The following is a 13,183-nucleotide window of genomic DNA, read 5'->3' as shown; positions in this document are numbered from 1 at the left end:
TTAATACACCCTCACCGCCCAAATATGACATAAAAAATATCGAGAAGAGTTCTTCCTTTTCTGAGGGAAATGCGGATGTACTTTTTGATTTTGTGAGCTAGATATTACAGCCGAATATAGATGCGACAAATATATTTAAATGCAGCCTAAATTCTGTAGAATTTGCCGCGTCAGGCTTATTTGCTGACTCAAAGCTGGTCTGACCCACTCAATCCAAGTTGTCTCACGATCCCATTCAGCGCCGCGGTGCAGCCCTGGGCGCGTCCAATGTCGTGATCGGTTCCGGCGGAGTTCCAGAACATGTCGAGCGGCCAGCGCTCCGGACAATGCGCGATCAGGCAGCGAAGCGCGAGCCGCACCTCTATGGTGTCGACCTTGCCCTTGCCCGACCGCGCGGCGGCCCCGCGCAGGATGTGGAGCGACAAGTCTATGATGATCCGCTGATGGCGCGACATGGTGGGTCAGTGGAAGTCGCGCGACTTGATCCGCACCACCTGCTCGGGATCCTGGCCATTAGCGTGCGGTGGCCAGTAGCTGTCGCGCGGGCCCGGTCGCCAGCCGGCATCGCCCCGGTCGGGCGACCCGGCATGGCGCGCACCGTCTCCCCGGCCGGTCGCATGAGGGAAGTCCATCTGTCCGACTTGGGCGAGCAGCCCGCCATGGTCGATGATCCGGTCACAGATGACATGGATGACAAGCCCTTCGCGCTGGACCCGGCCCTTCATCCCGATCATCGCCGCCGACATGACGGTGCGGCGCTGCGCCTCGAACCGATCGGGCCAGAGGATGCCGTTGGCGATGCCGGTCTCGTCCTCGATCGTGATGAATAGCACGCCCTTGGCGCTGCCGGGTTTCTGGCGGACGAGGATGATCCCGGCGACCTCGACGTGGCGGCCGTCCTTGATGTGGGCAAGGTCGGCGCAGCGGACGATGCCGCGGCGGGTGAGATCCTGCCGCAGGAAGGCTAGGGGGTGGGCGCGCAGCGACAATTGCAGCGCGCGGTAATCCTCCACTACCTCTCGGCCCTCGGTCAGTGGGCGTAAGGGTACGTCCGGCTCCAGCCCCTCCGGGCTGAACGAGGCTTCGCGCGCATCGGCGGCGGCGAACAGGGGGAGGGGGGCCTCGCCCAAGCCCTTCACCTTCCATAACCCCTGACGGCGATCCTCGCGCAGCGCATGGAAGGCATCCGCTTCGGCCAGTCGCTCGACCGCTGCACGGGGCACGCCCGCACGCCGCCACACCTCTTCGACCGACTGGAAAGGTGCGTCCCCCCGCGCCGCGACGATCGCCGCACCATGCGCATTGGCAAGGCCGCGCACCTGGCGCAGTCCGAGCCGCACGGCGAGATAGCGGCCGCGTGTCGGTTCTAGCGTACAGTCCCAACGGCTGGCGTTGATGCAGGCCGGCCTTACCTCGACGCCGTGCTCACGCGCGTCGCGGACGACCTGGGCGGGCGCGTAGAAGCCCATCGGCTGGGCGTTGAGCAGCGCCGCGCAAAACACGTCGGGATGATGATGCTTCATCCAGCAACTGGCATAGGCGATCTTGGCGAAGCTGGCGGCGTGGCTCTCGGGGAAACCGTAGGAGCCGAAACCCTCGATCTGCTTGAAGGTCCGTTCGGCGAAGTCGCGGGGGTAGCCGCGCGACACCATGCCCTCGACCAGCTTGTCGTAGAAGTGGCTGACCCCGCCGGTGAACTTGAACGTCGCCATGGCGCGGCGGAGCTGGTCCGCCTCGACCGCAGTGAAGCCTGCACCGACGATCGCGACCTTCATCGCCTGTTCCTGGAACAGCGGCACGCCCAGCGTCTTCTCCAGCACCGCGCGTAATTCGGGGCGTGGATAGTCGGGCTTCTCACGCCCCTCGCGGCGGCGCAGATAGGGGTGGACCATGTCGCCCTGGATCGGCCCCGGCCGCACAATCGCGACCTCGATGACGAGGTCGTAGAAACGCGCCGGCTTCATGCGCGGCAGCATGCTCATCTGCGCTCTGGACTCGATCTGGAAGGTGCCGAGCGTGTCGGCCTTCTGGATCATCGCATAGACGTCCGGGTCATCGTCCTGCAGGTCGGCCATGCCGACGCGGACGCCTTTGGCCTCCTCGAGCAGGTTGAAGGCGCGGTTCATGCAGCCGAGCATCCCGAGGCCGAGCACATCGACCTTCATGAACTTCAGCGCGTCGATATCGTCCTTGTCCCATTCGATCACCTGCCGGTCGACCATCGCGGCGGGCTCGATGGGCACAAGATCATCGAGCCGGTCATGGGTGAGGACGAAGCCGCCGGGATGTTGTGACAGGTGACGCGGCACGCCGATGAGCTGGCGCGACAGTTCCAGCGCGAGGCGCAATCGCCGGTCGTTCATGTTGAGGCCGAGCTGGGTGACTTGTTTCTCGCCGACGCCTTCCTGGCTCCACCCCCAGATGAGGCCGGCGAGCGCCTTGGTCAGATCCTCGGGCAGGCCCAGGGCCTTGCCGACCTCGCGCACCGCGCCGCGCGCGCGGTAGCGGGTGACGACGGCGGTCAGCGCGGCATGGTTGCGCCCATAGGTGTCATAAATCCATTGGATGATCTCTTCGCGCCGCTTATGCTCGAAGTCGACGTCGATGTCGGGCGGTTCGCGGCGTTCGCCTGAGACGAAGCGCTCGAAGAGCAGCTCGTGCTTGATGGGGTCGATGCTGGTGATGCCGAGCACGAAGCAGACGCAGCTGTTGGCGGCGGAGCCGCGCCCCTGACAGAGGATACCGCGCCTGCGGCTCTCCGCGACGATGCTGTTTACGGTGAGGAAATAGGGCGCGTAACCCAGTTCGCCGATCAGCCTGAGCTCGTGCGCGATCTGGTCGCGATAGGCTTTCGGAAGTCCGTCGGGGAACATCCGCGCCGCGGCGGTCTCGGTCAATTGTTCGAGCGCATCCTGCGCGGTCAGCCCCTCGACTACCCGCTCCTGCGGATATTGGTAGCTGAGTTCGCCAAGGTCGAAGGTGCAGGCGCGCGCGATCGCGGCGGTGGCGGCGATCGCATCTGGGAAGGCGGCAAAGCGCCGCTCCATCTCGGCTGGCGATTTAAGGTGCCTGTCGGCATGCCGCTCGCGCCGGTAGCCGAGCGTGTCGACCGTGCACTTCTCGCGGATCGCGGTGACGACGTCCTGCAACAACCGAGCCTGCGGGGTATGGTAGAGGATGTCGCCGAGTGCGACGGCGCGGACGCCTGCCTCGCCGGCGAGCGCGGCGAGGTCGTGCAGCCGCAATGCATCGTCGGGTCGGCGGCGGAAGGCGAGGCCGCAATAACCGCGCGCGCCGAAGGTTGTGCGCAGCTCTTCTAGATACGCAGCGGTCGCCGCATCCGCCTCGCCTGGCAGCAGAACCGCAATCAGCCCCTTGTTCCACGCAACGACATCGCTCCAGCCGAGCGTGCAACCGCCCTTGCCAGCACGCGACTTGCCCAACGTCAGTAGCCGGGTCAGCCGCGACCATGCTGTCTTGTCGGTCGGATAGAGCAGCAGCGCCCGCCCATCGTCGAGATCGACGCGCGCACCGGCGATCATTCGCACGGCCGTGGCCTTCTGGGCCTCCCAGGCGCGCACCAGACCGGCGACGCTGCCCCGGTCGACGATGCCGAGCGCGGTATGGCCTTGCAGCCCGGCAGCGGCGAACAGCTCGTCGGGCGACGAAGCACCGCGCAGGAACGAGAAATGGCTCGTCACCTGAAGCTCGACATAGGTCGTGGTGGGGGCCGCCATCAGCCGAATAGCCCGTGGAGGTACCAGCTGAGATCGCCGGTTGCGGCATCGACCCCGTCGCCGCGGCGAAACAACCAGAAGCGTGCGCCCGTGTCGTCCTCGACCCGGAAATAGTCGCGCACCGCCCAGACCTCGCCGTCGCGCCGCCACCATTCGCCATGGATGCGCTCCGGACCATCTCCGGCCACCACCGCATGGACCTGCCCGCGCCAGATGAAGCGGCGCGGCGGTGCGTCGGGGAGGAGGGCGAGCACGCCGGTCAGCGGCTCGGGCCGGCTGAGCAGCCGTACCGGCCGGCGCCAGGTCGGCCAGCCAGTCGGCGCGGCGAGCGGCGGCGCGCGGCGTACCGCGCGTTCGGGCACGTCGCTCTCGACTGGCGCGGCGGTGAACAGCGCCGCCTCGCCCACCCGGCCGGCGATCTGGTCGACAAGCGTCGCGACGTCGGGCACCGCCGCCTCGCCGGTCAGGTCGCCCGCTACCGCGGTAGCACCCAGCGGATCGATCCGCGTCGCGGCGAGGCGCATCGTCTCGATCCCGTCACCCGGATCGATCCGCTCGATGCGCAGGTGGAAGAGGCGGGCGAGATGCACGACATCGCGGGTCGCGCGCGCGGTGCCGATCGCGAGCCGCTGCACGCTGCCGTCGATCCGGTCGAGCAGCAGCACCAATGTGCGCACACCGCGCCCGCGCGCCTGCAACACCAGCATCATGTCGGCGAGCAGGTCGGCGATCACCTGCTCGATCGCCTCAGCGGTGCCGATCGGCTCGAGCAGCCGGCGCTTTGCGACCGGCGTCTCCTCGGGCACGACCGGCACGATCGGTTCGGGGACACGCCCCAGTGCCTCGTCGAGGCGGCGGACACTCGCCACGCCTAGCCGCCGGGCGAGCGGCCCGCGTGGCAGCGGCAGGAGATCGGCGATCCGGTCGAGCCCAAACCGGTTCGCCGCCACTGTTGCTTCCGGGGTCAGGCGGAGTGCGGCAGGAGGTAAGGGGGCTAGAGCCTGCGCCTCTTGTCCGCCGGGAACCAGCAGGATGGCATCGCGACCGAAACGGGCGAGCGCATGAGCTGCGCCCGGCGTGGAGGCGATCGTGACCCGTGCGGTCAGGCCGAAACGTCGGCAGAACCGGACCAGTCGCTGGCAGAAGCGCGCCTCGCCGCCATGCAGATGCGCGACGCCACTCAGGTCCAGCCAAAGCCCGTCCGATCCGCTGACCGCGGCGGTCGGGGTCCAGTGACGCACGGCATGCAGTGCCAGATCCGCCAGCAACGCGGCATCTGCCGCCCGGTCGGCGGGTCGGATGTCGAGATCCGGGATCAGCGCCCGTGCCTGCGTCACTGCCATGCCCGGGGTCAGTCCGAGCGTCATCGCCGACGGGCAAGCGGCGGCGATGACCTGTCGCTGCCCGAGCTGCTCGGCCAGCACCATCGGCACGAGGTGCGTCACAGACGCCGCCGTGGGTTGACGCTGGTCCGTTGCGACCAGTCGCTTGAAGGGGTGATCCGCTGCCTCGGACCGGCGGCCCAACTCGCGCATCGGCGGTCGCTGATGCAGCGGCAGCGCCGCTACCTGCTCCTCGACCGCCCCACGCGCAGCGCCTTGCTGCGCCCAGCGCGCACCGGGACGCCAGCCGCCGCCCCGTGGCACCGAGCAGGCACCGGGGTCGTCGTCGACCGGCAGTATGGGCGCGGGCCTCGGCTCAGGCAGCGCGCGCGGCCGCTCCAGCCGCCGCAGTCGCTCGATCGCGAGATGCGGCAGGTAGAGCGAGGCGACCCGTGTCATCACATGCCTCCAATTCCATCGTGAAGCCCGGGCCACCCCGTTGGCGTGCCAGCTCGACCATCCAGCGCGGGCGGCCGACCCCGGGGGCGGGGAGCGGCGCGGAGGGCGCGCAGGCGATCCGCCACCGTGTCATCGCCGCCGACAGCTCGGTCAGTGGGCAGGTGCCCTGTCGGCGCCAGCGGCGCGAAAGCAGGGCAGGGGTATTTCCCGTCATCGCCGCCAGCTGCAGTCGCCGGGTCGCGACCATATCGGCGCGCTTTACCTCGCCAACCACCGCTGCAAGCCCGCCATGGCGCAGGCCATCCTCCATGACGGCCAGAACGTCCTTGTCCTCACGTACCTCGGCGAAGAACAGCGTGGCAGGGCTGAGGCCGGCCTGTTCGAGACCCGGCGCATAGAGATCGAACCGGGTGAGCGCCCAGAGCACCCGGCGACCGCTCAGCGCTGCTGCGCGCGCGGCAATCCCGACCGCGAACAGCGTGGCAGCCGCATCATCCGTAAGGGTCGGTGTCGCCGAAGACGTCTCGTGCAGACCGCCGAGCGCCAGGCCGCCGCCCGTCAATCGCGTGTCTACCGCTTCGATGCCGAAAGGCAGGACCGCACCCTCACCGCCGCCTACAGCGCCTATGGCGCCCCGCAGGCGGGCCAATGTTTCGAGGGGTGGGGCGGTAGAAGACATCATTGCTGCGACTCATATGTTCGCTATATGTTCCGTTGATTCCGCAGCCGGGTCAAGGCGTTGCGGAAGCGGATCGATAATCGGAACGGGACAGGGTCGTGGCAGATGAGGGTCGTGAAAGGGGCAGCCAGGAAGGCGGGGCAGGGGCCGATCACGATCATATCGGGCGGCGTCTGCGCACGTTGGAGGAGTGTGCCCTGCACAAGCGCACGCTGCGCCTCAGCTGTCCAAAATGCGGTCACGTCCGCGTCTTCGATGCCGTTGCGCTATGGTGGCTGTTCTGCCGCCGAGGCTGGGACGGCACGCTCGGATTGGTGGGGCGGCGGCTATGCTGCTCGACATGTCAGGCGGAAGGACGCACCCAGCGTCCCCATGTGGTGATCGGGCGGGACCCGCCCACTGGCGCTGCTCTGCCCTATCCAGATGCCGCGACGTGGAAGAAGCTTGTCTCGCGCTACCGGTCGTGATCGAACAAGCGAATGTGTAATCTTTACAATATCAAGGTCGATCCGCGGACCTATTTCGACGCGCTTGCTGCAGTCGACGATGCGAGCAACACGCTGGAGGTCGAGAAGGATTACGCGGCGCCCGGCAAACCCGGCTATGTCGTTCGTGTCGAGGAGGGCCGACGGGTGCTCAGCACAATGCGTTGGGGCTTCCCGACCCGCAAACCGCGCAAGCGCCCGGCGCGCGAGGGGGAATTGCCCTTTCTCTACGAATGGTGGACCAACGCCCGGAACATGCAGAGCAATATGTGGAAGCCTTGGCTGATGAAGGCCGAACATCGTTGTCTCGTGCCATTCACCCGCTTCTCCGAACCCAAGGCAGCATCCGATCGGAAGGCGCCAAGCGACACCAACTGGTGGTTCTCCGTCGAGGATCAGGCGGTGCCGTGCTTCGCCGGGCTTTGGAAGGTCGACCAGGATCATGACCGGGTCTATGCCTTCTGCACCACTGAACCCAATCCGCTGGTGGCGCCCAGGCACCCCAAGGCGATGCCGGTCATCGTGCTGGCCGAAGATCAGGAACGCTGGCTGACCGCCCCGGTGGAGGACGCGCTCAGCTTGCTGACAGCCTATCCCTCGCAGCTGATGAGCGTTGCCTGACCATGGCCCGCAACCGCTATTATGACGGTCCGCCGAGCGATCACTTCGACGGTACGCGCTTCTTCAATCCGGGGCAGCCCAGTACCGATCGAGGCTTGAGCGCCATCCTGCGCTGGAAGCTGGCGGGGGCTGCTGCCAAATGGCCGAAGTCGCTGCCGGTGACGCCCGCCAAGCCTGAGGCGCGCATCGATGGCCTGTGTGTGACAATGGTCGGCCATGCTTCGCTGCTGATCCAGGCGGCGGGGGTGAACATCCTTACCGACCCGGTCTGGTCGGAGCGCGCCAGCCCGTTCCGCCGCGTCGGGCCAAAGCGGGTGACCGCGCCGGGGATCGCGTTCGACGATCTGCCGCCGATCGATGTCGTGCTGCTGAGCCACGCCCATTACGACCATCTCGATGTCGACACGCTGCGGCGCCTCCACGCCGCGCACGATCCGCTGATGGCGATGCCGCTCGGCAACGACGCGGTCGTCCGGGCGGCGGTACCGGCAGCACGGTGTATGACCGGCGACTGGTGGGATCGGCTCGACCTCGGCGGCGGCATCGTGACGACGCTGACCCCGGCTAATCACTGGTCGAACCGCTGGCCGAGCGACACGCGCATGACGCTTTGGAGCGGGCATTATCTGGAAACCCGGGCGGGCTCGATCTGGTTCGTCGGCGACACCGGCTATGGCGATGGGCGCATCTTCGGCGACGTGCGCGATCGCCTGGGCCCTCCCGACCTCGCCCTCATCCCGATCGGTGCCTATGCGCCGCGGTGGTTCATGGCCGACCAGCATGTCGACCCGGCCGACGCCGTGAGGATCCTCAACGATGTAGGGGTGGGGCGAGCGCTCGGCATCCATTGGGGCACGTTCCAGCTGACCGATGAGGCACGCGAAGAGCCCGTTGGGGAATTGGCCACGGCATTGCGTGCTGCGAGTATCGCCCCCGAACGCTTCGTCGCGGCCGAAGCGGGCGGTGTTTACCGCTTCGCCTAGAGCATCTCCAACGGCACCCGGCCCCTGGGGCGGGGGAACAGCTCGTCCAAACGATCGAGGGTGGCTGCATCGAGGGTCAGGTCAGCCGCAGCTCGATTGTCGCGCACATGCGCAACTCGGCCAGCCTTCGGAATGGCGATGACGTTGTCGCGCGCCAACAGCCAAGCCAACGCTAGCTGGGCGGGTGTCGCACCGATTTCGTCTGCGAGGGAGCATAACCCGGCATGGCCGACGAGGCGGCCCTGCTCGACGGGGCTGTACGCCATCGTCGGGATTGCATGTTCGGCAAGCCAGGGCAGCAAGTCGTGCTCGGGACCGCGCCGGGTCAGATTGTAGAGAATCTGGTCGGTTGCGCATGCCTCGCCACCGCTGGCGACCAGCTCTTCCATATCATCGGCATCAAGATTGCTGACGCCCCAACGGAGAATCTTGCCCGCGTCGACCAGTCGCTCCATCGCTTCGACGGTCTCAGCCAGTGGCACGCTGCCCCGCCAATGCAGCAGATAAAGGTCTAGCCGGTCGGTGCCGAGCCGCGCGAGACTGGCCTCGCAGGCGTGGGGCAGGCGATCGTGCGACGCATTTTGCGGATAGGCCTTGCTGACAAGAAAGACCTGATCCCGCTTGCCCTGAATCGCCTCTCCGACGAGCCGTTCGGACTCGCCATCAGCATACATTTCGGCCGTATCGATCAGCGTCAGACCGAGATCGATACCTCCGCGCAGGGCGGCGATTTCTTCTGATCGAACTCGCCGATCCTCAGCCATCATCCAGGTGCCTTGGCCAAGCGCGGGGACAGTTGTGCCGTCGGGCAAGCGGATCGTCTTCATGGCACCCTAAACGTGCCGACGGAATTTCGGAGCCATCACCAGACGGTTGCGCGTCAGTCTCGTTTGTCGGACCGGCATATGTTCCCAATTCGTTCCAAATGCGATAGGCTCTGCGGCATGGTCACGCGCAAGATCATTCACGTCGATATGGACGCCTTCTTCGCGTCGGTTGAGCAGCGCGATGATCCGACGCTTCGCGGCAAGCCGGTCGCGGTTGGCTCCGCCGCGGCGCGAGGCGTGGTGGCCGCGGCGAGCTATGAGGCGCGCACGTTCGGCGTGCGGTCGGCCCTGCCGTCGGTGACGGCACTGCGCCGCTGTCCCGACCTGATCTTTGTGCGGCCCCGATTCGAGGTCTATCGCGATGTCTCCCGCCAAATCCATGCGGTCTTCGCGCGCTACACAGACCTGATCCAGCCGCTGTCGCTCGACGAGGCCTATCTCGACGTGACCGCCGACAAACAGGGGCTGGAAACGGCATGGCGGACGGCCAAGGCGATCCGCGCCGACATTCTGGCAGAGACAGGGCTGACCGCGTCTGCGGGCATTTCGTACAACAAGTTCCTCGCCAAGATCGCTTCCGACCACCGCAAGCCCAATGGCCAGTTCGCAGTAACGCCTGAGATGGGCGGGGCGTGGGTCGAGACGCTGCCAGTTGACCGTTTCCACGGCGTCGGACCGGTCACGGCCGCGAAAATGAAGCGACTCGGCATCGAGACGGGGGCTGACCTCAAGGCCAAGTCGCTGGCATTCCTTCAGCAGCATTTCGGCAGTTCCGCCGAATGGTATCACGCCATCGCGCGCGGGGAAGATGACCGGCCGGTTAACCCGAACCGCGTGCGAAAATCGTCGGGGTCGGAAACGACGTTCAACCGCGACCTAACCGAACCCGCTGAGATCGAGGCCGGTTTGCTTAAGATGGCGGATGATGTCTGGGCATGGTGCGAAAGCCGCCAGGCGTTCGGCCGCACGGTGACGGTGAAGGTCAAATATGGTGACTTCCACCAGATCACGCGCAGACGCAGCCAGCCGATGGTCGTTGCCACTCGTGAGGCGCTGCACCGGACGGCGCTCGACCTGATCCGATCGGTCCTGCCGACCCAGAAGGGCATTCGTCTGGTCGGCGTGACGGTATCCAACTTTGTCCAGGCACAGACCGAGGCGGCCGACGAACTCCCCATCTTCGTAGAGGCGGCAGCGTGATGCTCGACCTGTTCGATATGCCCGCTTTGCCGGGCCTCATCACCCGCCATGATCTGATTGATCCTGCGGACGAGCGGATGCTGATTGATCGTATCGATGCCACCGCTCTGACGCCGTTTCGGTTCCAGGGCTGGACTGGGAAGCGGCTGACCACATCCTTCGGATGGAGCTACGATTTCGAAGTGGGGCGGCCCAAGGACGCCCCGCCGATCCCGGACTGGTTGCGGCCTTTTCGTGACCGGGCGGCCAAATTTTCAGGGCTCGAGCCCGCCACCCTGATCCAGGCGCTTTTGATCCGCTACGATCCAGGTGCCGGGATCGGCTGGCACCGCGACCGTCCGATCTACGGTCATGTCCTTGGCATTTCGCTTGGCGAACCGGCCGTCATGCGTTTTCGGAAGCGGCATGCGGGTGGGTTCGATCGCGTCTCGGTGCCGCTCGATCCGCGCGCGGCCTATCACATGAGCGGACCTGCCCGGTATGACTGGGAACACAGCATTGCTCCGCTGACGCGCCCGCGCTGGTCGATTACATTCCGAAGCTTAGCAGCACACGCGTCCAGCCTTTCCTAATACCTCCTGTGCCGAACCTTCGCCGGATGGGATGCACCTGGACTTTTGTGGTGGGAAGCGGATTGGCCGCTTTCGGGCGAGGATCATGAGGAAGCAGACGTTCGTTCATCCGTAGCCGGACGGTAGCAAAGCGCCTTGAAAATGGCTGATAGCTTGCCGCCAGCTGATACCAAAAGCGGCCGTTTTCCTCGTTGCTCGCACTACAGCCCCAAGAGTACGATCGGCCGCTCCCTGGTAGCTCGGCGATGCGCTGGGGTCGCAAACTGGCGGAAAGTCGGCACGCTTGAGAGCGGCTATAGAATTTGAAGGGGGCGGCTGAGAACGGCCGTTTTCCAGGTTTGAGCAGCATCGCCGACGGCCGCAGTAATGGCTGCCTGTCGCCCGTGCGCAGTCATGGCGTCGTCAAACTGGAGGGTGGTCGCTCCGAAACCATCTATGGTGCTGCTGCTCCCTACCAATGATCGGGCGGTCTCATGCAATCCATCCTGACCATCGATCAGCAGGTCTAGCGCAGCATTCATAACGGCAGGATCGGATCGGCGGTCTGCAAATCCGCCTTCTCGTCCCAAAGGAATGATCAAGGCGCCGGGGGGTATCGGCGACCGAGCGCCCTCCTGCACGGGTGGGGACATGTCATTCGGGGCGAGACAGGCGCGTCCGGCGATGAGGTGGAGGCCCGCGACCCGCCTGTCCTGACAGACACGCGCCAGCCCGATCGCATCGGCGACATTTTCGGCATCGAGATGAGCCAGAGCCCATGGCTCGATAGAATCCAGCATGGCGGCCATATCGGGCGGACGGTTTCCATCCCGCGTTTCGCATGCGGCTACACAATGGGCGATTCCTCGATTCCGGCACAGTTCCGACCACGCTTGGGCCAGAGCGTCGTTATTACTCCAGATCAGCAGAACCGGATCCGAGCGCGCGTCGCGCAATGGCGGTGTTTTGATCGGATAGGGGATCGCGGGATAGACAAGCCGCTCCTGACGCCGCCACCAGCCCGGGGCATGAACGACCGGATGGCGTTCGGCGCCGGTCGGCAACCCCTTCCACAAGGATGCAAGGGCGGTCGGCCGGGGCACGCCATGGGATATGTCGAATACCCCCGGTTCATAGGTGCCGGGGCGGGTCAGCAGGGTGTCCCATCCTTGCGAACCCAGCAGCGACCAAGCCGTGACGGCCCTGATGTCGACCCCTGCCTGACGAAGCGTCACACAGCCGTCCCACGCCTCGGCCGCCCAGCGCAACTGCTCCTCGCGGGTGCAGCCATTATGCACCTCCGTCACCGCGATGGGCGTGCCGTAACGGTCCCAGGCTTCGCGGAGGGCTCCGACCAGGCCGGGGGGTGGCGGATCGAGGACGCGTATCGCCTCGACATCGGCATAGGCGCGGCACGCATTGCCGCCATGGCTGCGCGGCGGATAGCGTTGCAACCGATGGTCGAGAAAGCGGTCGCTGGTCAGATAATGGTTCACCCCGACCATGTCGGGCGGGCAAGGATCGTCGGCGATGCGACGCAGGCGGTCGGAAAACCCGAAGCTCCCGATCCGCGCCCAAAGTGGGTGGTCCGGCGTGATGCGTCCGAACAACAGGTCCCATCCGGCCCAGCGTCGTAGGTTATCGAACGCTGCCTGCTCGCCCAAGATGAGGGTCGCATAGGTGCGGCCGAGATCATCGGTCTGGATCAGCCTCGCCGCCGGATTGATCCGGCGGATGGCCCGCATCGCGGCTCTTGTGCCGTCGATCTGGTTGAACAGCGCCAGCCAGAAGGCCCCTTCGTCCCGAGCATGGGGATACCAATGGCCGTAGAGCGCGGAGAAGCGCGCCGTGGTCACAGGTTCGTTGACCGGAGTCCAGTCCTCGATCCACGGATAGCGCTCGGCGACCTGTCGCGCATAGTCGCCCAGCCCGGCGGCGAATCCATCGTCGAGCAGATGGGTATGGGTCGGCCCGCTGCCATGATGGACCAGCCCGGCGATTGGACGGATACCCAGCTTGCGCAGTCGCCCAAGCCGTTCGTCGGTCCATGACCAATCCGCTACCCGTCCCTCCCGCATCACACGTTCCCACAAGACGGGGTAGCGGATTGCGCTCAGACCCAGTCCGGCAAACAGGTCGAGATCGGCGATCCGATCGTGATGCCCGCTCAAGCGGACCTGATCGCTATAGCCTGTGGCGGTGCGATTGACGGTGCATTCCACACCACCCCAAAGTTCCAGGCTGTCCATGAGCGTCTCCCCCGGCCCCAACGGATCGGGGTTGGCGACGTTCCAGGAAACTGACTGATTTGCATCTATA

At 65.9% G+C, this 13,183-nt stretch carries 10 protein-coding genes; 4 read left to right on the top strand and 6 right to left on the bottom strand.

Annotation, left to right across the window (positions count from 1 at the left end):
- Window positions 1-188 precede the first annotated feature (188 nt).
- From NS355_RS09855 to NS355_RS09840, 4 genes are read right to left on the bottom strand one after another with little or no spacing between them, the layout of a single operon-like run.
- Window positions 189-455 carry a hypothetical protein gene (locus NS355_RS09855; protein WP_058745541.1) on the bottom strand — a complete coding sequence of 89 codons (267 nt, stop codon included), beginning with the start codon at window positions 453-455 and terminating at the stop codon, window positions 189-191.
- A 6-nt stretch (window positions 456-461) separates the two neighbouring features.
- The gene (locus NS355_RS09850) at window positions 462-3,737 is read right to left on the bottom strand and encodes an error-prone DNA polymerase (RefSeq protein WP_058745540.1); all 3,276 of its coding nucleotides are present in this window, start codon (window positions 3,735-3,737) and stop codon (window positions 462-464) included.
- Window positions 3,737-5,518 (bottom strand): Y-family DNA polymerase, encoded by a 1,782-nt coding sequence (locus NS355_RS09845; RefSeq protein ID WP_084787803.1) that lies wholly within the window; start codon window positions 5,516-5,518, stop codon window positions 3,737-3,739. The genes NS355_RS09850 and NS355_RS09845 overlap by 1 nt, the downstream gene beginning before the upstream one ends.
- Complete coding sequence (locus tag NS355_RS09840) at window positions 5,436-6,200, bottom strand: ImuA family protein (protein WP_244489632.1); 765 nt, start codon at window positions 6,198-6,200, stop codon at window positions 5,436-5,438. Before NS355_RS09840 ends, NS355_RS09845 begins: the two co-directional genes overlap by 83 nt.
- 476 nt (window positions 6,201-6,676) lie before the next feature.
- On the opposite strand from NS355_RS09840, the gene NS355_RS09830 reads away from it, so the two are divergent.
- Window positions 6,677-7,303 carry an SOS response-associated peptidase gene (locus tag NS355_RS09830; protein WP_058745538.1) on the top strand — a complete coding sequence of 209 codons (627 nt, stop codon included), beginning with the start codon at window positions 6,677-6,679 and terminating at the stop codon, window positions 7,301-7,303.
- A 2-nt stretch (window positions 7,304-7,305) separates the two neighbouring features.
- Complete coding sequence (locus NS355_RS09825) at window positions 7,306-8,286, top strand: MBL fold metallo-hydrolase (RefSeq protein ID WP_058745537.1); 981 nt, start codon at window positions 7,306-7,308, stop codon at window positions 8,284-8,286.
- Here NS355_RS09825 and NS355_RS09820 read toward each other — a convergent pair.
- Entirely contained in the window at window positions 8,283-9,113 is an 831-nt protein-coding gene (locus NS355_RS09820; RefSeq protein WP_058745536.1) for an aldo/keto reductase, read from the bottom strand. The two genes, NS355_RS09825 and NS355_RS09820, sit on opposite strands and share 4 nt — an antisense overlap.
- A gap of 117 nt (window positions 9,114-9,230) precedes the next feature.
- Between NS355_RS09820 and dinB the strand changes: the two genes are divergently transcribed.
- Together dinB and NS355_RS09810 are read left to right on the top strand one after the other, a co-directional pair.
- On the top strand, window positions 9,231-10,313 hold the full coding sequence (gene dinB, locus NS355_RS09815) for a DNA polymerase IV (protein WP_058745535.1): 1,083 nt from the start codon (window positions 9,231-9,233) through the stop codon (window positions 10,311-10,313).
- On the top strand, window positions 10,313-10,885 hold the full coding sequence (locus tag NS355_RS09810) for an alpha-ketoglutarate-dependent dioxygenase AlkB (protein ID WP_058745534.1): 573 nt from the start codon (window positions 10,313-10,315) through the stop codon (window positions 10,883-10,885). Before dinB ends, NS355_RS09810 begins: the two co-directional genes overlap by 1 nt.
- A 293-nt stretch (window positions 10,886-11,178) precedes the next feature.
- Here NS355_RS09810 and NS355_RS09805 read toward each other — a convergent pair whose 3' ends face one another.
- A complete protein-coding gene (locus tag NS355_RS09805; RefSeq protein WP_153008176.1) occupies window positions 11,179-13,113 on the bottom strand; it encodes a family 1 glycosylhydrolase in 1,935 nt (644 codons plus the stop codon).
- Window positions 13,114-13,183: the final 70 nt, after the last annotated feature.

Source organism: Sphingomonas yabuuchiae, from assembly GCF_001477495.1.
In the GTDB taxonomy this organism is placed as follows: Bacteria; Pseudomonadota; Alphaproteobacteria; order Sphingomonadales; family Sphingomonadaceae; genus Sphingomonas; species Sphingomonas yabuuchiae_A.
This window is presented reverse-complemented; position numbering and strand designations above follow the sequence as displayed.

What these genes read in the sequence shown, in the direction of transcription:
- NS355_RS09855 (WP_058745541.1), bottom strand. Translation starts at nt 455, where the DNA reads ATGTCGCGCCATCAGCGGATCATCATAGACTTGTCGCTCCACATCCTG.
- NS355_RS09850 (WP_058745540.1), bottom strand. Translation starts at nt 3,737, where the DNA reads ATGGCGGCCCCCACCACGACCTATGTCGAGCTTCAGGTGACGAGCCAT.
- NS355_RS09845 (WP_084787803.1), bottom strand. Translation starts at nt 5,518, where the DNA reads ATGACACGGGTCGCCTCGCTCTACCTGCCGCATCTCGCGATCGAGCGA.
- NS355_RS09840 (WP_244489632.1), bottom strand. Translation starts at nt 6,200, where the DNA reads ATGATGTCTTCTACCGCCCCACCCCTCGAAACATTGGCCCGCCTGCGG.
- NS355_RS09830 (WP_058745538.1), top strand. Translation starts at nt 6,677, where the DNA reads ATGTGTAATCTTTACAATATCAAGGTCGATCCGCGGACCTATTTCGAC.
- NS355_RS09825 (WP_058745537.1), top strand. Translation starts at nt 7,306, where the DNA reads ATGGCCCGCAACCGCTATTATGACGGTCCGCCGAGCGATCACTTCGAC.
- NS355_RS09820 (WP_058745536.1), bottom strand. Translation starts at nt 9,113, where the DNA reads ATGAAGACGATCCGCTTGCCCGACGGCACAACTGTCCCCGCGCTTGGC.
- dinB (WP_058745535.1), top strand. Translation starts at nt 9,231, where the DNA reads ATGGTCACGCGCAAGATCATTCACGTCGATATGGACGCCTTCTTCGCG.
- NS355_RS09810 (WP_058745534.1), top strand. Translation starts at nt 10,313, where the DNA reads ATGCTCGACCTGTTCGATATGCCCGCTTTGCCGGGCCTCATCACCCGC.
- NS355_RS09805 (WP_153008176.1), bottom strand. Translation starts at nt 13,113, where the DNA reads ATGGACAGCCTGGAACTTTGGGGTGGTGTGGAATGCACCGTCAATCGC.